This window comes from Parasporobacterium paucivorans DSM 15970 (genome assembly GCF_900141895.1).
GTDB lineage: Bacteria > Bacillota > Clostridia > Lachnospirales > Lachnospiraceae > Parasporobacterium > Parasporobacterium paucivorans.
The window spans coordinates 1-22506 of the sequence record NZ_FQYT01000012.1 but is presented as its reverse complement, the minus strand read 5'-3'; the positions used below and the strand labels follow the sequence as shown (position 1 = coordinate 22506).

The 22506-nt window shown below is 45.9% G+C and carries 27 protein-coding genes; 25 read left to right on the top strand and 2 right to left on the bottom strand.

What is annotated here, in order from left to right:
* The 22 genes from BUA79_RS06595 (at position 1) to BUA79_RS06490 (ending at position 17614) form a co-directional block, all read left to right on the top strand.
* Positions 1–636 carry an iron-sulfur cluster assembly scaffold protein gene (locus tag BUA79_RS06595; protein WP_073993582.1) on the top strand — a complete coding sequence of 212 codons (636 nt, stop codon included), beginning with the start codon at positions 1–3 and terminating at the stop codon, positions 634–636.
* Positions 637–652: 16 nt separating this feature from the next.
* The gene (locus BUA79_RS06590) at positions 653–1033 is read left to right on the top strand and encodes an iron chaperone (protein ID WP_330389206.1); all 381 of its coding nucleotides are present in this window, start codon (positions 653–655) and stop codon (positions 1031–1033) included.
* A 22-nt stretch (positions 1034–1055) separates the two neighbouring features.
* Positions 1056–1382 (top strand): Rieske (2Fe-2S) protein, encoded by a 327-nt coding sequence (locus BUA79_RS06585; RefSeq protein ID WP_073993580.1) that lies wholly within the window; start codon positions 1056–1058, stop codon positions 1380–1382.
* Between the two features lie 30 nt (positions 1383–1412).
* On the top strand, positions 1413–2591 hold the full coding sequence (gene metK, locus BUA79_RS06580) for a methionine adenosyltransferase (protein WP_073993579.1): 1179 nt from the start codon (positions 1413–1415) through the stop codon (positions 2589–2591).
* A gap of 113 nt (positions 2592–2704) precedes the next feature.
* Positions 2705–2986, top strand: coding sequence for an ArsR/SmtB family transcription factor (locus BUA79_RS06575; protein ID WP_073993578.1), 282 nt, complete (start codon positions 2705–2707; stop codon positions 2984–2986).
* A gap of 23 nt (positions 2987–3009) precedes the next feature.
* Positions 3010–4218 carry an MFS transporter gene (locus BUA79_RS06570; RefSeq protein WP_073993577.1) on the top strand — a complete coding sequence of 403 codons (1209 nt, stop codon included), beginning with the start codon at positions 3010–3012 and terminating at the stop codon, positions 4216–4218.
* 21 nt (positions 4219–4239) lie between these two features.
* Positions 4240–4971: an alpha/beta hydrolase gene (locus BUA79_RS06565; RefSeq protein WP_073993576.1), complete on the top strand. Its 732-nt coding sequence runs from the start codon at positions 4240–4242 to the stop codon at positions 4969–4971.
* 24 nt (positions 4972–4995) lie between these two features.
* Positions 4996–6504, top strand: a complete 1509-nt coding sequence (locus tag BUA79_RS06560) for a DUF1846 domain-containing protein (protein WP_073993575.1) — start codon at positions 4996–4998, stop codon at positions 6502–6504.
* A gap of 32 nt (positions 6505–6536) precedes the next feature.
* Entirely contained in the window at positions 6537–7415 is an 879-nt protein-coding gene (locus BUA79_RS06555; protein ID WP_073993574.1) for an N-acetylmuramoyl-L-alanine amidase family protein, read from the top strand.
* A gap of 25 nt (positions 7416–7440) precedes the next feature.
* Entirely contained in the window at positions 7441–8637 is a 1197-nt protein-coding gene (locus BUA79_RS06550; RefSeq protein WP_073993573.1) for a class I SAM-dependent rRNA methyltransferase, read from the top strand.
* A 15-nt stretch (positions 8638–8652) separates the two neighbouring features.
* Positions 8653–9291: a CatA-like O-acetyltransferase gene (locus BUA79_RS06545; protein ID WP_073993572.1), complete on the top strand. Its 639-nt coding sequence runs from the start codon at positions 8653–8655 to the stop codon at positions 9289–9291.
* Between the two features lie 27 nt (positions 9292–9318).
* Complete coding sequence (gene fdhD, locus BUA79_RS06540) at positions 9319–10032, top strand: formate dehydrogenase accessory sulfurtransferase FdhD (RefSeq protein ID WP_073993571.1); 714 nt, start codon at positions 9319–9321, stop codon at positions 10030–10032.
* Between the two features lie 12 nt (positions 10033–10044).
* Positions 10045–10728: a lysoplasmalogenase gene (locus tag BUA79_RS06535; RefSeq protein ID WP_073993570.1), complete on the top strand. Its 684-nt coding sequence runs from the start codon at positions 10045–10047 to the stop codon at positions 10726–10728.
* 19 nt (positions 10729–10747) lie between these two features.
* Positions 10748–11233: a ferritin-like domain-containing protein gene (locus BUA79_RS06530; RefSeq protein ID WP_073993569.1), complete on the top strand. Its 486-nt coding sequence runs from the start codon at positions 10748–10750 to the stop codon at positions 11231–11233.
* Between the two features lie 10 nt (positions 11234–11243).
* Positions 11244–11795 (top strand): nitroreductase family protein, encoded by a 552-nt coding sequence (locus BUA79_RS06525; RefSeq protein WP_073993568.1) that lies wholly within the window; start codon positions 11244–11246, stop codon positions 11793–11795.
* A 16-nt stretch (positions 11796–11811) separates the two neighbouring features.
* Entirely contained in the window at positions 11812–12603 is a 792-nt protein-coding gene (locus tag BUA79_RS06520; protein ID WP_073993567.1) for a ZIP family metal transporter, read from the top strand.
* 28 nt (positions 12604–12631) lie between these two features.
* The gene (locus BUA79_RS06515; RefSeq protein WP_073993566.1) at positions 12632–13888 is read left to right on the top strand and encodes an HD-GYP domain-containing protein; all 1257 of its coding nucleotides are present in this window, start codon (positions 12632–12634) and stop codon (positions 13886–13888) included.
* A gap of 95 nt (positions 13889–13983) precedes the next feature.
* The gene (locus BUA79_RS06510; RefSeq protein WP_330389205.1) at positions 13984–14568 is read left to right on the top strand and encodes a DUF5317 family protein; all 585 of its coding nucleotides are present in this window, start codon (positions 13984–13986) and stop codon (positions 14566–14568) included.
* Complete coding sequence (locus BUA79_RS06505; protein ID WP_073993564.1) at positions 14555–15061, top strand: hypothetical protein; 507 nt, start codon at positions 14555–14557, stop codon at positions 15059–15061. The genes BUA79_RS06510 and BUA79_RS06505 overlap by 14 nt, the downstream gene beginning before the upstream one ends.
* A complete protein-coding gene (locus tag BUA79_RS06500) occupies positions 15024–15671 on the top strand; it encodes an accessory gene regulator ArgB-like protein (protein ID WP_094757341.1) in 648 nt (215 codons plus the stop codon). Before BUA79_RS06505 ends, BUA79_RS06500 begins: the two co-directional genes overlap by 38 nt.
* A 53-nt stretch (positions 15672–15724) precedes the next feature.
* Positions 15725–15853: a cyclic lactone autoinducer peptide gene (locus tag BUA79_RS06495; RefSeq protein WP_073993562.1), complete on the top strand. Its 129-nt coding sequence runs from the start codon at positions 15725–15727 to the stop codon at positions 15851–15853.
* Between the two features lie 96 nt (positions 15854–15949).
* Entirely contained in the window at positions 15950–17614 is a 1665-nt protein-coding gene (locus tag BUA79_RS06490) for a bifunctional diguanylate cyclase/phosphohydrolase (protein ID WP_073993561.1), read from the top strand.
* A gap of 62 nt (positions 17615–17676) precedes the next feature.
* On the opposite strand, the gene BUA79_RS06485 is transcribed toward BUA79_RS06490, so the two are convergent.
* On the bottom strand, positions 17677–18231 hold the full coding sequence (locus BUA79_RS06485; protein ID WP_073993560.1) for a late competence development ComFB family protein: 555 nt from the start codon (positions 18229–18231) through the stop codon (positions 17677–17679).
* Positions 18232–19008: a ParA family protein gene (locus BUA79_RS06480; RefSeq protein ID WP_073993559.1), complete on the bottom strand. Its 777-nt coding sequence runs from the start codon at positions 19006–19008 to the stop codon at positions 18232–18234.
* Between the two features lie 104 nt (positions 19009–19112).
* On the opposite strand from BUA79_RS06480, the gene fliD reads away from it, so the two are divergent.
* From fliD to BUA79_RS06465, 3 genes are read left to right on the top strand one after another with little or no spacing between them, the layout of a single operon-like run.
* Positions 19113–21458 carry a flagellar filament capping protein FliD gene (gene fliD / locus BUA79_RS06475; protein WP_073993558.1) on the top strand — a complete coding sequence of 782 codons (2346 nt, stop codon included), beginning with the start codon at positions 19113–19115 and terminating at the stop codon, positions 21456–21458.
* Positions 21459–21489: 31 nt separating this feature from the next.
* Positions 21490–21861, top strand: a complete 372-nt coding sequence (locus BUA79_RS06470; RefSeq protein ID WP_073993557.1) for a flagellar export chaperone FliS — start codon at positions 21490–21492, stop codon at positions 21859–21861.
* Between the two features lie 11 nt (positions 21862–21872).
* The gene (locus BUA79_RS06465; RefSeq protein WP_073993556.1) at positions 21873–22274 is read left to right on the top strand and encodes a hypothetical protein; all 402 of its coding nucleotides are present in this window, start codon (positions 21873–21875) and stop codon (positions 22272–22274) included.
* The last annotated feature ends 232 nt before the right edge of the window (positions 22275–22506 follow it).

Genomic DNA, 22506 nt, shown 5'->3' with positions numbered 1-22506 from the left:
ATGCCATTTCCTTATAATGAAATTGTACTGGAGCACTTTAAAAATCCACGCAATGTAGGCAGTATTGAAAATCCGGATGGCAAGGCGACAGAAGGAAGTCCCGCCTGTGGGGATATGGTTTCGGTGTATATCAATGTGGAACCTGAAACAAAAATTATAACCGATATCAAGTTCGAATCTTATGGCTGCGCTTCAAATATCGCGACCGGGTCGATTATCACGGAACTTGCGAAGGGCAAGACGCTGGAGGAAGCGAAACATATCACATGGAAAGAGGCCTCAGAGGCGCTGGGGGGGCTTCCGCCGATAAAAGCCCATTGTTCCGTGCTTGCCGTTGAAGGCTTGCGCAGCGCTATACAGAATTATGAAGAAAAACATGGGTTGGAAATCAACAGGGAACCGACGACGGAAGAAGTGGTACGGAAGCGTCTGAAAAGAGTGATGAATCCTATGAAGGGGCTGGATATGATTGCAACGAACCTTGTCAAGGAAATTGAAATAAAGGACGGGAGCATACGGATTGTCATAGATCTGCCGGAGTCCCATCAGTTCGCATCGACAATACGGGAGGAGTCGAAGGAAAGGCTGGAGACACTTTGGGATATAAAGGATGTGAAGATAGAATTTGCAGGGTAAGCATGACAGGGGAGAAATGAACCGAAAGGAGCACGGCAGCATGAAAGACGGACGGGAAGTCCATACTGTGGATGAATATATTTCGGGTTTTCCGAAAGAAGTTCAGGAAATTCTCCAGAATATAAGGCAAGTAATAAAAGAAACGGTTCCGGGTGCGGAAGAGAAAATAAGCTATCGGATGCCGGCATATTATTATAAGGGTGTGCTGGTATATTTCGCGGCATATGAAAAGCATATCGGATTTTATCCGATTCCAAGCGGAGTACTGGCGTTTCGGGATAAGCTTGCCGGATATAAGAAGGCAAAAGGTTCCGTTCAGTTTCCAATAAACAAGCCGATACCCTACGAGCTTATCCGGGAAATAGTCAGATTCAGAGCAGAAGAAAATCAGAAATAGAAACAGGAACGGAGGGGGTTTTATGGAGTATGTAACGGTTGCGAATACCGCGGACTTCACCACGGAGAACAAACGGAAGATCACTTATGAGGACAGGGAAATTCTTCTTGCAAAATACGAGGGCAGCTTTTATGCGGTCGATAACACCTGCACCCATATGGGCGGGTCTCTTTATGACGGCAAGCTGGAAGGATTCACCATTACCTGTCCGAAGCATGGTTCTGTGTATGATATCCGGACAGGAGAAGTGGTCGAAAGAGGGAAAATTTTCATGATAAAAGTCAAAGTATCCCCGATACGGAAATATCCGGTTGAAGTGGATGGCGCAGAAATAAAGATTGGCATCTGAGCAGTCGGATAACCGGGAGGAGGAATGCGTGTGAGAAAAAGATTCTTTACATCGGAATCCGTAATGGAAGGTCATCCAGACAAACTCTGCGACCAGGTGGCCGATGGAATCCTGGATGCAATTCTGGATAAAGACCCATTCAGCCGGGTTGCCTGTGATGTTTCCGCCAGTACCGGTCTGGTTTTGATTTACGGGCAGATAACTACTTCGGCCCGGGTGGACATTCCCAAAATAGCCAGAAAAATAATACTGGACATTGGATACACGGATGCAGAAATCGGAATCGATGGAAGCAGGTGTTCCATACTTACGGGAATCGACCTGCAGTCGGAGGATATCGCAGCAGGTGTAAACACGTCCTTGGAATATAAAAAGGGTTCAAGGGATGAAATGGACCTGACCGGGGCCGGAGACCAAGGGATGATGTTTGGATTTGCGTGTAATGAAACACCGGAATTCATGCCTATACCCATTATTCTTGCTCATGGTTTGGCAAGGAAAGTGGCAGATTTGCGTAAATCCCGTGAAATCCCCTATCTGAGGCCCGACGGGAAGACCCAGGTAACAGTTGAATATGAAAATGACAGGGTCAAGAGGATTGAGGCAGTGGTGATTGCCTGCCAGCACGAGGAGTCCGTGGGACAGGAGCAGATCCGGCGGGACATAATCGAGAAAGCTGTCAGAGAAGTCATTCCGGGATACCTTCTGGATGAGCAGACGAAATATTATGTAAACTCCACAGGCCGTTTTGTCGTGGGAGGCCCTGCCGGGGACTCCGGATGGGTCGGCAAAAAAATCAGTGTAGACACATATGGAGGTTACAGCCGCCATGGCGGAGGTTCGTTCTCCGGCAAGGATCCCACCAAGGTTGACAGGTCCGGTAGCTATGCAGCCAGGTATGTGGCCAAGAACATTGTGGCAGCGGGGCTGGCTGATAAGTGCGAGGTTCAGGTCGCCTACGCCATAGGAGTTGCCAGCCCCGTATCCATTATGATTGAAACTTTCGGGACGGCAAAGATAGGAGAAGAAAGAATAGAAGAGCTCATAAAGGAAAATTTTGATTTAAGGCCGAATGCCATCATCCATGAACTGGATTTAAGGAGGCCAATTTATCTTCCTCTTGCCTGCTATGGGCATTTTGGAAGACCTGAACTGAATCTTCCCTGGGAAAAGACGGACAAGGCCGAGATTCTGAAGAAATACAGATAACCGTAAAAGACAGCAACGGGAAGGGCTGTCTTTTTTGGAGCTGGAAACATTGACAATCGTCGGCACAATGCTATACTGAATATATCGATAAACTTCTATGCGAGGGGGATCAAATGAAGACCGACGAGAAATACGTGCCTGTATTCAAGGCTCTGGGTGATGAAACAAGATTGAAGATCGTGGAGATGCTGTCAGACGGAGAATTATGCGCATGTGATATATTGGAAAGCTTTCAGCTGACCCAGCCTACGCTTTCCTACCACATGAAAATTCTGACAGAATCCGGGCTGGTCAATAGCAGAAAAGAAGGCCCACGGATGAGGTACAGCAACAACGAATCGATGATATCCTCTGTTAAGGAATTCTGGGATACCATCGATTCGTCATCTAAATAATACAAGCCGAAGAGGTTAAAGAGATGCCGGAAACAAAGTGGAAAAGAAAATTCTTCGTGCTATGGGGCGGGCAGGCTGTATCTATGTTTACAAGTTCTGTCATTCACATGGCAATTATATGGTACCTGACTGACACCACCCGATCTGCGGCCATCCTCTCAATTGGAACGCTGGTAGGGTTTCTTCCTTATGCTGTTTTAGGACCGTTTACCGGAGTGTTTGTAGATCGATACAGCAGAAAAGCCATTATGATTGTATCGGATATTTTCATTGCCATGCTGACCCTGGTTCTGGTTGTGGCAGGCTCCGTTGGGACTCTGCAAATCTGGCTGATTATGCTGATCCTTTTCCTGCGTGCCATAGCATCCACATTATATAATCCATCGCTTCAGGCCGTTACGCCACTGATTGTGCCTAAGGAAAATCTGATAAAGTGTGCGGGCTATTCTCAGACTTTCGAGTCTGTTTCCATGCTGATAAGCCCTGCTGTGGCAGCCATCCTGTACAGCGCTCTAGACATTAATCTCATTCTTTTACTGGACGTTGCGGGTGCCGCGGTTGCTGTGGGAGCCACAGCGACCATTCGGATTCCCAAATTGGAAAAAAAGGAAAGCCATAAACCGGCAATTCTGAGAGAAGCCAAGGAAGGTGTTTCTGTACTCCGAAAAGAAAAAGGCATGATGGGACTTATGCTTATTAGCGCTCTGTATGCTATTATTTATATGCCCATTGGAACATTGTATCCTTTGCTGTGTATGTCGTACTTCGGAGGAACCTTTGCGCAGGCCAGCGTGGCAGAGATAGCCTTCTCACTGGGAACTCTGATTGGAGCGCTGATTTTGGGGAAATGGGGAGAAAAAATGGATAAGGTGGGGGCCATACGCAAGTCTATCGGTGTCATGGGAGTCGGATTGATTGTCACCGGTCTCCTGCCCTCCGGCGGATTCAATGTATTTGTCGTCCTTGCAGCGGTTATGGGAATGACCATTCCTTTTTACTATGGGGTGCTGACTGCAATCCTCCAGATTAAAATCAGCCAGGAATATCTTGGGAGGGTCATGTCGTTATCCCTGAGTCTTTCAATGATCGCAATGCCCATAGGGCTGATTTTGTCAGGTGCTTTTACGGAGATAATCGGTGTGGAGAAATGGTTCTTCCTGTCGGGGATTGCCGCGGTCATACTTGCGGTATTCAGCCGAATGCTGCCGTCCTTGCGGAATATACACATATAAAAAAATGAAGAGGAGCCACTAATGAAACGGATATTTATTGGCATAGCAGCCATTTTGATAATCATCGCAGCAGCTTTTTTCATTTATACAGGAACATATTACCATGCCGCCCAAGAGGTCGGGGCCTTCACTGTTTCGGATGAATTCATAGAAGTAGAGGAAAGGGATGGCAACCTGGTCTTTTATCCGGCAGGCGAAAATCCGGAAACTGCCCTGGTTTTTTACCCGGGAGGGAAGGTGGAATACACCGCTTACGCACCGCTGATGCGATATATTGCCCAGGAGGGATACACTTGCATTCTTGTGCAAATGCCATTTAACCTGGCTGTATTCGATATAAATGCGGCAGAGAGCGTAATGGAAGAATTTCCGGAAATTGAGGACTGGTACCTGGGAGGCCACTCACTGGGAGGCGCTATGGCTGCATCCTTCGTAGCAGACCAGAGCGGAGAGATTGACGGACTGTTCCTTCTGGCCGCCTATTCCACGGTGGATTTATCCGGTATAGATTTGGACGTTCTATCCATTTACGGAAGTGAGGACGGAGTTTTAGATATGGAAAAATACGGGGAATATCTTTCAAATCTCCCAAAGGATGCATCTGAAGAAGTGGTATTGGATGGAGGGAATCATGCTCAATTCGGTCTTTATGGGGAACAGAAGGGGGATAAAACGGCTGAAATATCGGCAGAGATCCAGCAGCGGAAAACAGCGGCTGTCATTGTGGAATGGATAGAAGGCACAGATGAGTGACAAAAAAATATACGGGAGATTATTATGAAAAAAATAGGCTTTGATCCACAGAAATACATCGAGGAACAGTCAAAGTATATTCTGGAAAGGGTAAATAAATTCGATAAGCTGTATCTGGAGTTTGGCGGAAAGCTCATAGGCGACAAGCATGCCAAGAGAGTGCTGCCTGGATTTGATGAGGATGCGAAAATCAAGCTTTTATATAAGCTGCGGGAAAAAGCGGAAATCGTTATCTGTGTTTATGCAGGGGATATTGAACGCAACAAAATCCGCGGGGACTTCGGCATCCCTTACGACATGGATGTCATGAAACTGATAGACGATTTGAGGGAATACGAACTGGAGGTCAACAGCGTCGTCATTACCCGTTACGAAGGTCAGCCATCTGCAAAACGTTTCATCACCAAGCTGGAGAGAAGGGGGATAAAGGTTTATACACATGTGGCTATAGAAGGATATCCTTCAGATGTGGATGCTATTGTAAGTGAGGAGGGATATGGTAAGAATCCTTATATTGCTACCACCAAACCGATTGTGGTGGTTACGGCACCCGGTCCCGGAAGCGGGAAACTGGCCACATGTCTGAACCAGCTGTACCATGAACACCGTCTTGGAAACGCAGCAGGCTACTCCAAGTTCGAGACCTTTCCGGTTTGGAACATTTCGCTGAAACATCCGCTGAACATCGCCTATGAGGCAGCCACAGTGGATTTGAAAGACGTCAATATGCTGGATTATTTCCATTTCGAAAAATATAATGAAGTGGCGGTCAATTACAACCGGGATCTGGAAATGTTCCCGGTCATTAAAAGAATCATCGAGAAAATTACGGGGAAAGAATCCATGTACCAGTCCCCGACAGATATGGGAGTAAACCGTGTCGGATTTGGGATTACCGATGACGAAGTGATAAAGGATGCATCCCGGCAGGAAATAATCCGGAGGAGCTTTTCCACAGAATGTGATTTTAAAAAAGGATTGTTGGATGAAGAGGTGCTCAATCGGATGAGAATTATCATGGAAGAGCTTGCGCTGAAGAAGACGGACCGGGTGGCGGTGCTCCCTGCCCGCCAGTATGCGGAGAGGTTGAAGGCAAAATCTGAAAACCAGGACTCGGTTTCCGTCATTGCATTTGAAATGCCGGATGGCAGGGTTATTACCGGTCGGTCCTCCTGCCTTATGGACTCCTGTTCAGCGGCTATTCTGAATTCCATTAAGGTCCTGGCAAACATTGCGGATGAGATTCCGCTCCTGTCCCCTGCTGTTCTGGAAACCATACAGAAACTGAAGACAGAAGACCTCCACAGCAGGGTTTCCGCCCTGAATGCCAATGAGGTGCTTATAGCCCTGAGTATTTCTGCTGTAATCAATCCGACAGCAAAATTAGCCTATGAAAAGCTGTCCGGACTCAAGGATGTACAGGCCCATTCAACGGTCATGCTGAACAATGAGGCTGAACAGATTCTGCGCCAGCTGGGAATCGATGTTACGTGTGATCCAGTATATCCTTCTGAAAACCTTTATTATGTATAAAGTTGTATGATATAATGATTGGAGGGATTGGTGTGAAAAAAATAGCTGTGTGCATCATGTTCGCGGGGATTTTGCTGCAGCTTCTTTCCTGCAGCGCCGCAAAGAAAGAAGGAACTACTGAAAATACCGTTCCCAATATCATAGAAAGTATGACACAGGAGACTTCCGGGATTCCTGCGGAAACTAACACGATGCCCCCGGAGACCGGTCCGCAGGATCCAGCCGTGGACACCCAGACTGCATCGCCGGAATCTTCAGGTCGCAGTCCGGAAGTGGAAGCAGGAGGTATCGTGGTGGCTATTGATGCGGGACATCAAAGGCATGGTGACAGCGAACCGGAACCGATTGGCCCCGGAGCTTCCCAGACGAAGGCCAAAGTGTCCTCAGGGACGACAGGCAGATTCTCCGGACTGCCGGAATATGAACTGAACCTGCAGGTGGCTCTGAAACTGAAAGCTCTCCTTTTAGCCAGAGGCTACCAGGTTATTATGATTCGTGAAACAAATGATGTGGATATCAGCAATGCCCAGAGGGCGGAAGCCGCCAACAATAATGGTGCCGATGCCTTTGTACGGATTCATGCCAATGGCAGTGAGAATCCAGAAACGAACGGAGTCATGATGATTTGCCCTACCCCCTCCAACCCTTATTGCGGGAATCTTTACGGGGAGTGCCGCAGACTTTCTGAATGCATATTGAACATGGTGCTTTATTCAACCGGAGCCGGAGACAAAGGCGTCTGGGAGACAGATACAATGAGCGGCATCAACTGGTGCCAGGTACCGGCCACAATCATTGAAATGGGGTACATGACCAATCAGACAGAGGATATGCTCCTTTCGACCCAGGCATATCAATATGAGATCGCAGAGGGGATCACTGCCGGGTTGGACGACTATTTTGTAAAATAATAAAATGAGAAAATGAGGAAAATATATGACAATCGCAACATTGAAAAAAGGTGAAGGCCGAACCATCAAAGCCGGAGGGATGTGGGTTTTTGACAATGAGATAGAGACAGTCCTGGGAAGCTTTGAAGACGGAGATATAGTTCAGGTGCATGACTTTGACGGATTTCCTATGGGGAAAGGCTTTATAAATTCAAATTCAAAAATCCGCATCCGCATGATGACCAGAAACAAGGAGCAGGAAATTGATGAAGCCTTTTTGCGCATGCGTGTGCAGAACGCCTGGGATTACCGTAAGAAAACAGTGGATACATCCAGCTGCCGGATTATTTTTGGAGAGGCGGATTTTCTGCCGGGTCTGATTGTCGATAAATTTTCGGATGTATTGGTTGTTGAATCCCTGGCTTTGGGAATCGACCGGCTAAAGGACACCATTCTGAAATGTCTGAGGTCGATATTGGAAGCAGACGGAATACAGATCCGGGGAATATTTGAGCGCAGCGATGCCAAGGTAAGGGAAAACGAGGGAATGGAGCGATTCAAGGGATTTATCGGACCGGAGTTTGACACGAATGTTGAGATTACAGAGAACGGGGTACGATATATTGTGGATGTAAAGGAAGGTCAGAAAACCGGATTTTTCCTGGATCAGAAATATAACCGGCTGGCTGTCGGAAGACTCTGCAAAGGTGCCAAGGTCCTGGATTGTTTCACTCATACGGGATCCTTTGCTTTAAATGCGGGGTTAGCTGAGGCGGGAAGCGTATTGGGGATAGATGCTTCGGAACTGGGAATCGCCCAGGCAAGAGAGAATGCTAAATTGAACGGCCTGGAGAATATCGTGCATTTTCAGTGTGCAAATGTTTTTGAATTATTACCCGAAATGGAAGAAAAAGGTGAAAAGTTCGATGTCATAATCCTCGATCCCCCAGCCTTTACCAAATCCAGAAATTCCGTTAAGAACGCCATCAAAGGTTACAGGGAAATCAACCTTCGTGCCATGAAACTGCTTAAAGATGGAGGATTTCTGGCAACCTGTTCCTGTTCCCATTTCATGACATATGAGCTCTTTACACAGACTCTGCACCAGGCTTCGCGAAACGTCCATAAAAGGCTGCGCCAGGTGGAATACCGTACTCAGGCACCGGATCATCCGATACTCTGGGCTGCGGATGAATCCTATTATCTGAAATTCTATATTTTCCAGGTATGTGACGAGAAGTAAAATCAGGAGGCTACGATGAAAATCAAAAGGCTGGACATGGATTCTTATCCGCGCATCAAACATTTTGAATATTTCCGCTCCCTTCACAACCCATACGCAGGAGTGACGGCCAACGTTGATATCACGGAGCTGCTTGCGGAAATCAAATCCAGAAAATATGCATTTTTTCATACAATTATTTACCTGGCCGTTTCTGCGGCCAATCAGATTCCACAGCTTCGTCAGAGGATTGAGGGGGACGAAATCATTGAATACGAACATTGTGGAGCCTCCTACACAGTGGCTCTGGAAGACGGGACATACTGTCATTGCCGTTTGGATTTCAACATGCCCTTTAAGGATTTTCTGGAGGATGCGGGAAAAAGACAGTCACTGGCGATACAGGATCCCAGTATAGAAGATGTAACGGAAACGGGTTCCCTCTATTTTGTATCCTCTGTACCCTGGGTGAGCTATACCGGCCTTACCCAGCCGACCCCCTACCCGGCAGACAGCAACCCGCGCATTACCTTTGGCCGTTTTTTTATTCAAGATGGTCGGGTTCTGATGCCCACGACTCTTCTGGTGAATCACGCGCTGGCGGATGGAAAGCATATCGCAAGTTTTTTTGAAAATTTAGAAAACGAGGCCAGGACATTGGATTTGCTTCAATGAAATGACTGGATAAGGATACGGAGAAAGATGCAAAATAAAAAATATGAGAATTCGATAAAAATGAGACAGATTACCAGAATAACCCCACAGGGCAGATTCTGTGCGGAAGACTGCATCCTTTTGGAAGAGAGATATACGATGGAAATTAACGGCGTAAACTGCGGAGAATTTTTCTGTCTTCCGGATAATTTGCTTCAGCTTGCCTGCGGACACGGCCTTGCCAAAGGGCTGATAGGAATGCAGGATGAGGTTGCCGAATTCATGGTGGATGAGGACGCAAGGGGTCTTTGTCTCAGGACATCCCCTGCGGCGGAGGAAAAATCCAGAAAAGAGATAAATGCAGTGTTCAGCCCAGATGATGTGCACCGCTTAAATCAGGCGTTTAATAGAAAGTGCTACCTGTTCCACAAAACGGGTGCAGCACACAGTGTAGCTCTGGCAGACAGGGATGGTATCCTGATCTTCATGGAAGATGTGGCACGGCATAATGCATTGGACAAGGTTATAGGGGAGATGTTCCTGCAGGGTCTGACCCCGGAAGGAAAGATGCTGATATTCAGCGGCCGGCTGGCTCAGGATATGATCGGGAAAATACTTTCCTGTGGCGTGAAGGTATTGGTGGCACCGGGAGCTCCCACACTGGCAGCCGTCCACCTTGCGGAAATGAATAAGATTACAATGATGGGATTTGTCCGAAAGGATCACATTAACATATACACCAGTCCGGAGCGAATACTATAGGGGGTGTTGCAAATGGATTTAAGAATCCTGGTAACGGCTATAATCTGTGTCCTATATCTGCTTGTTCTTCTTCCTATTTACATCTGGATGGACAGGAAAAGGGAATCGGTGGAGACACCTGGATATAAGCTTGTACTTTCAGGTATATTCTGCGTTTTGGGATTGGCGGCAGTCTTCGTTCATGATTTCAGCATTTTCCCACTGCTGATTCTGGGTGGATTGATTCTGGCTATGATTGGGGATTACTTTCTGGTGTTCCTATTTGCGGACGAAAAAAGATTCATTTGTGGGATACTTGCTTTTTCTGTCACGCAGGTATTTTATATTGCCGGAATGATAGTTCTTTCAGGGATCGGAATCGGAGAATTCATCATGACGATTCTCGTGCTGTCAGCCATCCTGATTGTGGTATTGAAAATGAAGCCGGATTTTGGAAAGGCAAGACTTCCGATTAACATTTATACGGCTCTGGTAACTCTTATGGCGGCAAAAGCGGTCATGATGTTGCTGGCAGGAGAAAGGGTGATGACCCTGCAGTGGATGTTCTCGATGGGGGCATTATTATTCTGGGTTTCAGATATGTTTCTTGGTATAAACAGGTTTATCAAAAAGAGGCGGATTTTTTCAACACTAGTTGCGGTATGTTACTTTTTAGGACAGCTGATGATTGCCATATCGGTTTACTATCAGCAGTAAAAAGAAAAGGAGAATGCATATGAACAGTTTGGAATTTGCGATTAAGATGGAAGAGGACGGAGCGAAGTACTACATGGAACAGGCCGAACTCCATGAAGGCAATGGGATGTGCGTCGTCTGCGCCAAGCTTGCGGAGGAAGAAAAGAAGCATGCCAGTTTACTGAAAGCCAGGCTTGAAGGAAAAGCCTACCAACTGGATGATCGGGATACTTTTACTGAAATCATGAATGTGTTCGAATCGGCCGTTGATGTGAGAATTCTTGGGAAATTGATTCCCAGTCAGGTTGATTTTTACAGGGCAGGACTGGAATTTGAAAAAAAGAGCATCGATCTTTACACGGAATTTCTAAAAAATGCCCAAAGTGATGACGAAAAGGAACTGTTCAGATTTTTGATCAATCAGGAGAAACTCCATTTTTCAATACTGGATGAGATTGACAGGATGCTGACCAATGCGGAAGAGTGGGTAGAAAACGCTGAGTTTGGACTGAGAGAAGAATATTAGGGGGAAAAACATGGAAAGACACTTTGATTACGACATCATGACTGAAATCAAAGAAAGGTGGTCTGCCAGGGCTCTGGCTCCGGGAAGAATCGACAGGGAGGAAGTCTTTGCCCTCCTGGAGGCGGCGAGGTATGCTCCTTCCTGCTTTAACGAACAGCCTTGGAGGTTCGTACTGGCTGATGAGGAGGGATCACTTGACCGGATGAGAGGGATATTGACTGAATCCAACCAGAGATGGGCAAATAAGGCTCCTGTTCTGATCCTTATTGTATCCAAAAAGACTTTCAACCATAATGGTAAAGACAATTACTGGCATATGTTCGATGCAGGGACAGCCTGGGGGTATCTTTCCTTGGAGGCTTGGAGGAGGGGCCTGGTGGCTCATCCGATGGCTGGGTTCAAAAGGGAGGAAGCCCGGGACATATTCAATATTCCGCAGGAGTACGATATTATTACCGTGATTGCCGTTGGAAAGCATGGACTGAAGGAAGACCTTGAACCGGATCTGCAGGAGCGTGAGCATCCGGATACACGGAAAGAAATCAGGGAATTATTGCTTTAAGAAAGAGGACACAAGGATGGAGGAAATCAATTCACCGGTAGTACTTGCTTTGATTGGAACGGGCATCACGTTTCTGGCCACGGTTATTGGAGCTGCGACCGTATTTTTCGTGGCGGCAGAAGCAGGAGGGAAAGTGCAAAAGACCTTTCTGGGATTTGCATCAGGGGTCATGATTGCGGCCTCCGTCTGGTCTTTATTACTTCCAGCTATTGAAATGTCAAAGGAAAAGGGCGACATCGAATGGCTGCCAGCTGCCCTTGGATTTATTTCAGGGGGGATTTTCCTCTTCCTGCTGGATAAATTTCTGCCTCATCTTCATGCAGATGCTGAACGTCCGGAAGGAATTAAAAGCAAGATGCCCCGGTCCACACTGCTTGTACTGGCTGTGACTCTGCATAACATCCCGGAGGGTATGGCGGTGGGTCTGGCCTTTGCAATGGCTTCGAAATCATCTGCAGCACTTACCGGAGCGTTTGTCCTGGCCACAGGTATGGCTCTCCAGAATCTGCCAGAAGGAGCGGCCATTTCCCTGCCGCTGAGAGGAGAGGGCTTTTCCAAGCAAAAATCCTTTCTGTTTGGAGCTGCTTCGGGAATTGTGGAACCAATGGCCGGTCTTTTGGGCGTACTGCTGGCGGTTGCTGTTGTCAATATTATGCCCTTTATGCTTTCCTTTGCGGCCGGAGCCATGATTTATGTGGTTGTGGACGAACTGGTTCCGGAAGCTTACAGCAAACATTCCAATATTGGTACATTGGGGGCTATGGCCGGGTTTGTGCTGATGATGGTTCTGGATATTGCTTTTACGTAATTGGCCGTGGAGTAAGGAGAATAAATAGATGGACAAAATCAGAGTGAACCTATATGAGCTGTTGTTGTGCCTTTCCAATGCACAGGACCTGGCGGCTGACGGTGCCGTCAATCATCAGCAGGAGGTAGCTTGTCTTTCCTATCATCTGGCTGAGGAGCTACGACTTTCAAATCAGGAAAAAAGTGAGATATTTCTGGCCTCCCTGATTCATGATCTGGGTGTTCTTTCAACGGAAGAAAGACGCAGGATCTCCATGGACGAACCGGCTGGAATTTGTGATCATGCTTTCAGAGGAGCCAGGCTTATGGAAAAATTCAGCCCCATGGGAAAACCTGCCAATATAGTAAGGTATCATCATTTGCCCTGGGATAGCGGAACCGGACGACAGTTCAAGGGGCAGGAGGTCCCGTTCGGCAGCCATATCATACACTTGGCGGACAGAACCTGTTTGAAAATCAATAAGTCCGAAAATATTTTGTCCCAGCTTCCCGGAGTTCTTGCAGAAATTCGGAAAGAAGAGAACAGCCGGTTTATGCCTGCGGTGGTGGATGCTCTCGAGGCTATAAGCAAAAAGGAATATATATGGCTGGATATCATGTCCGTATCGCCGGTAAATACGCTCCCACTGGGAGATAACAAAAAATTTATTTTGGAGATGGGGGATATTATCAGCCTGGCAAAAGTGTTTTCCCATATAATCGATTTCAGGAGTAAGTTCACGGCAAGACATTCAGCCGGAGTGGCAAAAACAGCTGAAAAACTGGGCGAGCTGATCGGTTTCTCACCCATGGAATGCAAGATGCTCCTTGTAGCAGGCTATCTGCATGATATTGGGAAATTAGCCATAGATAATGATGTTCTTGAAAAACCGACCAGTCTTAATGAAGATGAATTCAATGAAATCCGTTCCCATGCATATTATACTTACCGTCTTCTGGAAACCATACCTCAATTCAACACAATTAATGTCTGGGCGTCCTATCATCACGAGAGGCTGGATGGGAAAGGGTATCCTTTTCATATCCCGGGAGAGAATCTGGCTCTCGGATCTCGGGTAATGGCCGTGGCAGATGTATTTACTGCTGTGACAGAAAACCGGCCCTACCGGGAGGGAATGCGTGACGATAAGGCTGCAACGTTGCTGATAAACCAGGCTGAAGATGGTGCATTAGACGGCAGAATTGTAAAATTGCTCATAGATAATTTCCAGGAAATTAACGATCTTCGTGTTGATTCCCAGCAAATGGCATCCAAAGAATACGAAAAATGGAGCGAAAAATATTAATTTGTCGGCAAAAACAGGAACTATGCACAAATAAATGTGGAAGCGGTGAACAACCTATGTTATAATCATTTAAATCTATCGTGACATAAAGTTTAATGGAAAAGGAAGACATCATGTTAGTGTTTTTGCTGTTAGCTTTTTTGTGTGGGAAATTGAAAGGGTACAGACTGCGGCCGCTTATGAAGGCCTATGTGTTATACCCATATTTTGCTATTGAATTACTATATATTTTTTTGCAAGGCAGTGTATTTATGGGAAACTATGATTTTATAATGTATTCCGCCATTCTGAACAATATCTTTCTGTTCGCGTTGATAATTCCGATTATGTTTTTTAAATTATACAAACAGGGGCTTTTAGGCGCCGGCCTGATAATTGCTGGCACTTTTCTGAATAAATTTGTCATGATCCAAAATGGAGGAAAAATGCCGGTCTATCCTTCACTTTCCAAAATCACCGGATATTTTGATGCATCTGCTATTCAAACAGCAGATAGCATACATATACTTGGCAACGAGTCTGTCAGATTCAAATTCCTGACAGATTATATCGATGTGGGTTACAGCATTATGAGCATTGGTGATCTGCTGATACATTCTTTTGTATTCATCACAGTCTATTATTCGATTAAAGAACTGAACAAAAAATTGGAAAGAGAGAAAATATATGGAATTATTTAAAATTATACTGTTTGAATACCTGTTGGGATATGCTTTGCAGGGATTTATAATCGTTCTGGGAATATATGCATTTAACCGGAAAAGAATTGAGGTGAAAAGTTATGTCCTCACAAGTCTTTTGACTATCATCGTATCTTTTCTGGTGAGAATGCTTCCAATTAGCTTCGGTGTACATACCATACTGAATATGTTGTTTCTTTTTCTGATATGTATCATGTTCTTGAAAATGCCTGGATTCTCAACAATCCGCTCTGCGTTGTTGGTTACAGTAATATTATTGGTCAGCGAAATGGCAAACGTGGCAGTCGTGATTTCTATCATTGGGAAAGCGAAATTCGAAAACCAGATGCTTTTTTCTTCAAACCGGGCCATTATTGGTTTGCCTGGCGCATTATTCTTTGCAGTATTAATTATCCTGGCTTATTATTTCTCGAATTATCGATTGAGGGGAAGGAATGGCATCGATGGAAAGATGGGCGAAGAGAACTGCTGAAAGAATTAGTTTGCAAATGAAGTATGATGAAGATAAAAAAGCAGTAATTGCCTATGGTTTGACTGCAATGATTCAGATGGCTACAATCTTTGTCATCATCTCAATATTTGGACTATTTTTTGGCTTTTGGATGGAAAGTGTTGTGATTTTTCTGGGAGTAGGAATAATAAGAAAATCTACGGGTGGTGCCCATTCGGCCACAATGCTAGGGTGTATCCTTATTAGCGTATCTTCGATTAGCCTGCTGTCTGCGGCGGCCAGATATATTTTTGACATAAGCATAAATATTTATCTGAATTGTTTCGTATCCATTTTTATATACTTGCTATGTTTTGTTGTTTTTTATCTCCGGGTTCCAGTTGATACTCCTAACAAACCAATTGTTAAACCCGAAAAAATTAAAAGATTACGAAAACAAAGCTTCCTGATATTGACTGCATTTTTTTTGCTATCCATGGTTTGTGTTTTTCTGACTGGATGGAATACACGTTTTTTTAGTCTGGCGGTTATTATCAGGCTGACGATGCTTTGGCAAGCGCTCACCCTGACAAGGCTGGGGCAGGTATTTTTTGCCTGGATTGATGTCGGGTTTAGGGGAGTTTCTGCTTAACTAAAAATATAGGATAATAATCTTATAGAATAAATTTGAAAGGGGGATTTCAAATGAAAAAGACAAGAATACTTGCAGCCGTTACTGCTCTTGCAACACTGTTTGCTGGTACGATTGCAACATCAGCATGTTTCTGGTATTTTTATCAGCCAGAAGAACCAAAATGCCTCAACGATAGATAACAGGGCAAAGAGGCTTGCGAAACGAAATTTTTGCAAGTCTCTGATTTTTAGTATTACAACGATTAACTGAAATTTCGTAAGAGAGGTACTTAATTCATGGAAAAAAGCATCTCAAATCTTGGAGAGGCGAAGCAGGGACAAATCAGGACAATGTTTTTTACTTTTAAGATGCTTGCCCTGTTCTTTTCTGCAATCCCCCTGTTTCAATATTTTTCAGCAAAGCTCAATATAGATTTTGTTAATAATAATTATAGTGTTTATGCGATTGGTTTGACATTGATTGTAATCTGTCTTGTAATGTTTTTTTTGTTTTTTGTCTTTAACCGGAGTGAAAAGAACAAATTTCTGCAGGTTTTGGAAGTCGTTATATTTTTAGCCGTATTTATTACCGTAATTGTTGTTAGCGGTGCGAATGAAAGTTATTACAAATTCATTTTCCTCTTTGTAATCGTTTCCTTTACCATTGAACATGGAATGAAGTTGGGTTTAATCATTGCTTCGATAGCCTCGGGTGCTGTGATACTTATGGATATTTTGATGGGAGGGACAAGAGGCGTAAACCGCTATTTTGAAGATGACATTGCACTTATAGTAATGTTTTTCCTGGTGGCATGGACATTGGGCTATTACGTAAAACTGGAAAAGTCGCATATTGATGAACTGACCGAATATGCTAACATAGATGGACTGACTGGGGCCTATAATCACAGATGTTTTTATGACATGATAAGCATAATGTATGATGAAAGTATCCAGCATGATGCAGCGCTTTCACTTGTAATGATTGATTTGGATTATTTTAAAAAATATAACGATATGAACGGACACAATAAGGGAGATGAGCTCCTGAAGGAAATAAGCGAAGTTTTGAAAATGTGCCTTAGACAGGAGGACATTCTCTTTCGTTACGGAGGGGATGAATTTTGCGTGTTGATGCCAGGCATTTGCCAGGATGAAGCGGCCCAAGTTGCAGATAATCTGCGAAATGCTGTCTCCATTTATGGGTTTCCGGGTCAAGAATACCTGCCCAACCGGAAGATGACAGTATCTGTCGGGGTGGCCTCCCTTACCGAGGAAACGGAGAATTACAACGATTTTATTGCAGAAGCAGACAGGGCTTTGTATAGGGCTAAATTTTTAAGAAGAAATAAAGTGGAAGTCTATTCTTCTATATTTGATCAGACAGGTTCAAGTGGGGGCGATGGACTAACGGAGGTCATGAAACCTCTAAAAACTCTGATTACAGTAATAAATTCAAGGGACTCCTATACGTTCAATCATGTCGACCGGGTCTATAATTACAGTGAAATCATGGCCAATCATCTTAAACTTGCGGACCATGAAAAGAAAAAACTACTTTACGCGGCCTATCTCCATGACCTTGGGAAAATAAATGTTTCCAAGGAAGTGCTTGTAGCAGATAATAACCTGACCCCGGAACAGTGGGAAGAACTGCGGAAACATCCGGTGGATAGTGCGGCCATTATCGAGCAGATTGAGGGGCTGGAAGAGGTGGTGCCTATTGTTCTGCAGCATCATGAAAAGTTTGACGGCACTGGTTACCCACAGGGTTTAAAGGGGGGAGAGATTTCCTATCTGGCCAGGATACTGACAGTTATTGACAGCTTTGATGCGATGACAAACCATAGAACATACCAGGAAACAAAGACTTTTGAGGAAGCATTTGAAGAAATTGAAAGATGCAAAGGGACTCAGTTTGATCCGGTCATTGCGTCCCAGTTCATGGAAGCCATCGGTTAGTCAGTAGAGCAGTGTTTTTATCAAAACAGTAAGACCCCTCCGGAACTTGGGAGGGGTCTTTTTTAATGACGAGGCTTATCCTTTACACTCATAGAAGACTTGGTAAGAGAGACGGTAACCTGGCTGGAATATTTGCTCCTGTAATAATTCAGGAGAGGCGAGATGGTCAGGCAATCCTTTACTATGTATTTTGGGGGGAGGTTGGTAAGCGCCAGGGCGGCTATGTCTGCCAGGCAACGGCTGCAGGTACATGTTTCAAATTCCTGGCAGAATCCTTCTACTTCTTCCTGAATGATATGTTCCATAACATTTACATAGGCATAATCCACGCCCTGCGGCTTTTCAGATATTTGCTCTAAAGGTTCATTCTTGTCAGCGCCTACAGGGGCCAGCTCCGGGGGCTGCGGTTGCTCATCCAATTCTGTGGGGGAGAATTCCTCTTCCAGCCGCGCTCTTATAATATCCGCCACCGGATCAGCGGATTTTTTTGGCATTACGACTGTTATCTGATCAGGAGCACCCGAATCGGCACAATCTGTTATGCTGGATTCATCGTGTTCCTCGGAGCCAGACAGCAGATTCAGCACATGGGTTGTTTTACTGCTTTTTCTGGGCATTTAAGACACCTCCTGACGCTTTATCCGTGCAATAACTTCTTTAACAAAGCAAGAATAATCTTCAGCAGGTTTGCATCTGGGGGCATAATCAAAAATGCTTTCGCCTTGCGCCGGCGCTTCCGCTACGGATACGCTGGTTCGAATCTGGGTATCAAAGACAATGGAACTTATCTGCCCGGCAATAATTTCAGCCATTTCCTTCACTTCCTGGGCCAGAAGGGTCCGGCCGTTGTATCTGGTTAGAAGGATACCCAGGATATTCAGGTTGGGATTAAAGGCGGATTTTACAGATGCAATGGTTTCTTTTAACTGGGATACACCCAGAAGACTTAGGATCTCCGGTACCATAGGAATAATCAGATGGCTGGCGGCCGTATAGGCATTCACTGTAAGTATGTTAAGGGCCGGAGGCGTATCAATCACTATATAATCGTAGCAGTCCTGTATCGGTTTTAGTGCTGTATACAGAAGGGATTCCCGACCGGAACCTGTAAATCCCATTTCAGCGCTGCTGAGCATGATGTTGGACGTTATGACATCGCAGTAGCGGGTGGACTGGATGGTGCTCTGGATGGGGAGCTTTCCGGTCAATACATCGTAAATATTGCTGGAATTCTCAATGTCCAGCCCCAGGCTGAATCCTAAATTGCCCTGGGGATCCATATCTACAGCCAAAACTCTATTGTTATGCAGAGCAAGTCCGGCGGCCAGTGCACTGGATGTGGTTGTTTTTCCGACGCCCCCTTTTTGGTTTGTCAGTACGATAACTGTTGCCAAAATAATCCTCCGTTCGTAATAAAGTCTTAAAAAATATTATTAAAAGTATACTATATGCCGATAAATAAGTATATATTAAAATCATTCTGAAAAGGGGTAAGGTTATGTCAAATATCAGCAGCACAACCGGGCCATCATCAGCCTCCACCATACGAGGATATGGCGGGCTTGCCAGCGGACTGGATACGGATTCCCTGATAAAGGGAATGACCATCGGAATCCAGGCGAAGATTGATAAACAGGAACAAAGCAAGCAACTTCTCGAATGGAAGATGGAGGCCTGCCGGACCATAAGTTCCGCTATGATAAACTTCAGCAATAAGTATACTTCCTATACATCCAAAAACAATCTGTCCAGCGCCAGTTTTTTTGCCAGGAACAATATCGCGTCCGTGGGGAAAAACAGTGGCTGTGTTTCTGTAACCGGCGGGTTGAGCGGTGCGGCGTCTTTTTCAGTAGCGGGCGTCAAACAGCTTGCCATGGACGCCAGCGCCACTTCGGCCTCGGCAGCCTCGGATCAGGTGCTCCGGACAGGGCTGATAGCCACCGATCTGACCACAGAACGAACGATCAATAATCTGGAAGGGGAGACCTTGACGTTCACATACGGCACCGAATCCTATGCAGTGAAGCTGGAGACGGGTACGATGGATGGGATTGAATATAAATATGACAACATGGCAAATGCGACAGCTTCCATAAATAAGGCACTGAGCAATGTGAGCGTCGGTACGGGGCTTACCCTGGCGGACATTATGACGGTAACGGCGGATGATACAAAATTCACCCTGAAGGAATTGGATGCCCATGGCAATCTTCTGGCACTGAAGAGCGGCAGCGATAGTGTCCTTGCCGACATGGGATTTACAGCCGATTCCGCCATTACAGTCGGGGGCATTACCGGAACGGAGGCGATTCTTTCCCATCCGGAGAAAACCAGCGATCTGCTTGCCGGAAAGAGCATTTCTTTTACCTACAACGGGATCACAAAAAAGCTCACTATGCCGGCAGCAGACCAGATAACGACCATGGACAGGCTGATGGAAGACGTCCAGAGAAGCATGGGCAGTGCGTTTGGAAGCGGCAGAGTCAAAGTTTCTCTGAACACGGTGGGAGAATATTCCTCATTTTCCTTTGCGGCTATACGTCCGGATGGCTCTCCCGATGCTTCCTCCGTTCTGGAAATATCCGGTGCGGATTCGGGTCTTCTTGGACCGGATGGCATTCTTGGAATATCCGCCGGGGAATCCAACCGGCTGAACCTGGGGGCTTCGCTGCTGGAGTCTGGACTAGCTGCCGGTTTGGGGACAAAAACGGAGTCAGACCCTCTGCTGCTGACCATAAACAACGTGGAAATCCAGGGCCTTACCTATGGGAGCACCATGAAGGAGGTCATGGAGGCTATCAATAAGACTGAAGGTGCCAACGTGGAAATCAGCTATCTGGCAAATGCGGACAAATTCACCTTTAAGTCTACGGCGTCCGGAGCCAGCGGAAATGTAGAAATTGGCGGGGAGAGTGCCTCTGTTTTTGGCAGCATGAACTCTGTTTCCGGACAGGACGCCCTGGTCACCGTCCGATATACCGGTTCCAATGAGACCATGGATATCGTACGCGGAACGAATACGTTTACCCTGGACGGCCTGAATGTGACGGTTAAAAGCGCCTTCGGATATACGGAGGCGCCGGCTGGCGTCTTCACGGAAGTGCCGGATAACGAGGAAATCCAGTTCACAGCCACTGTGGATTCGGACGAAATCGTCGGCTCCGTCAAGCAGATGATCGAAGATTACAATGGGATTCTTGATATGGTAAACTCCCAGCTCTCTACTAAGAGAAACCGGGACTATCTGCCTCTGACCGATTCCCAAAAAGAGGAGATGACCGACGACAAGATCGAAAAGTGGGAGGGAAAAACCAAGGCAGGACTTCTCTTCAATGACAGCACCCTGCGCAGCCTGTACGATGATTTTCGTTTCCTGTTTTCTTCAGGGAGCGCGGACAAGGCTGCTCTCGGAACCATGGGGATTTCCGTTTCCACCAGCTACTCGGACAACGGAAAGCTGGTCCTGGACGAGACGGCCTTAAAACGGGCGATCGAGTCTGATCCGGAATCCGTAAAGGATGTCTTTACAAGGACTGAAAACAAAACCACCGGGGAAGCGGGCGGCCTTATGGCAAAAATATCCACCATTCTGAAGGAATATGCCGGAACCACCGGAGCCTCCAAGGGAATCCTGATTCAACGGGCGGGTTCTGCCAGTGCCCCAGCCAGCGTGCTTAACAACACCATACAGAAAGAGATAGACAGCGCGGAGAGAAATGTTGAAAGGCTGAAGGATCAGATGAAGCTGCAGACAGACAGGTACATCAAGAAGTTCACCAGTCTGGAAACCCTGATTTCCCAAATGAATTCACAAAGCAGCTGGCTGTCCTCAGCCCTTGGCTGATAGAAAACCCACGACTGAAAGGATAACAAATATGAATATGCAGGCATACCAGCAATACAAAGAACAATCCGTCCATACCATGACGCAAAGCGAGCTTCTTCTTCTGGTCCTGGATGAACTGGTGAAAAGACTCCTGCGGGCGGAGCTGTCCCTGGAGCAGAATAATTTTGAGCTCTTTGACCAGTCTGTAAACAGGTCCGTGGAAATCGTACGGTACCTGAAGAAGACCCTGAACCACCAGTATGAAGTCAGCGGGCAGCTCAGCCGCATGTACGATTTCTTCCTCTATGAGCTGTCCAGGATACAAGCAAGCCGGAATGGGAAGCTTATTCAGGAATTGAAGCCCCTTGCGGAAGACCTGCGGGGGACGTTTCGTGAAGCGGCCAGGCAAGTGTATAATTAGGCGGGTGGAATATGGAGTATAGCGAAATTCTGCTGGGGATAATCCGGCTTCTTCAGAGAAAATATAATATCATCAGCGAAATACTCGGTCTGACGAAGGAGCTGGGGGAAGCCATTTCCCGGAATGACCAGGTTTCCATCCAGATGGTCCTGGAAATGCGCAAGGAGGAGATGGATAAGGCAGATGCCTGCGACAAAGCCATTTCCCTGATGACGAACTGCCTCCCCAGGGAGGAAGGCGACCTGGTCAGAAGCTGTCTTAAGCCGGACGCACCGGACGGAATCCAGAAAAATGACTACAGGAAAATCATCGAGATCAGCGAAAATATTCATAGCGTTATTGCCCGCTGCGTGGAAATAGACAAGGTCATGAACCGCCGGGTGGCTGGGGCCGCCTCCTATTATACGGATTGACGAAATAAAAAAAGCCATGCATAATATATGGCATATGGAATACGTACGATCCATTGTTTTCAAGACTTTTAGTGGTATAGAATTCATTTTTGATACAAGTTTGATACAAAATTTTTAAATTCGCCCTTGCAGCTATGTTGAACTGCTTCCCGTCAAGTAGACAATTGAAAAAATATAAATCTTTTCTGCCAGTAGATAACCTACTGGCAGTTTTTACGCCGCTTGTAAATAC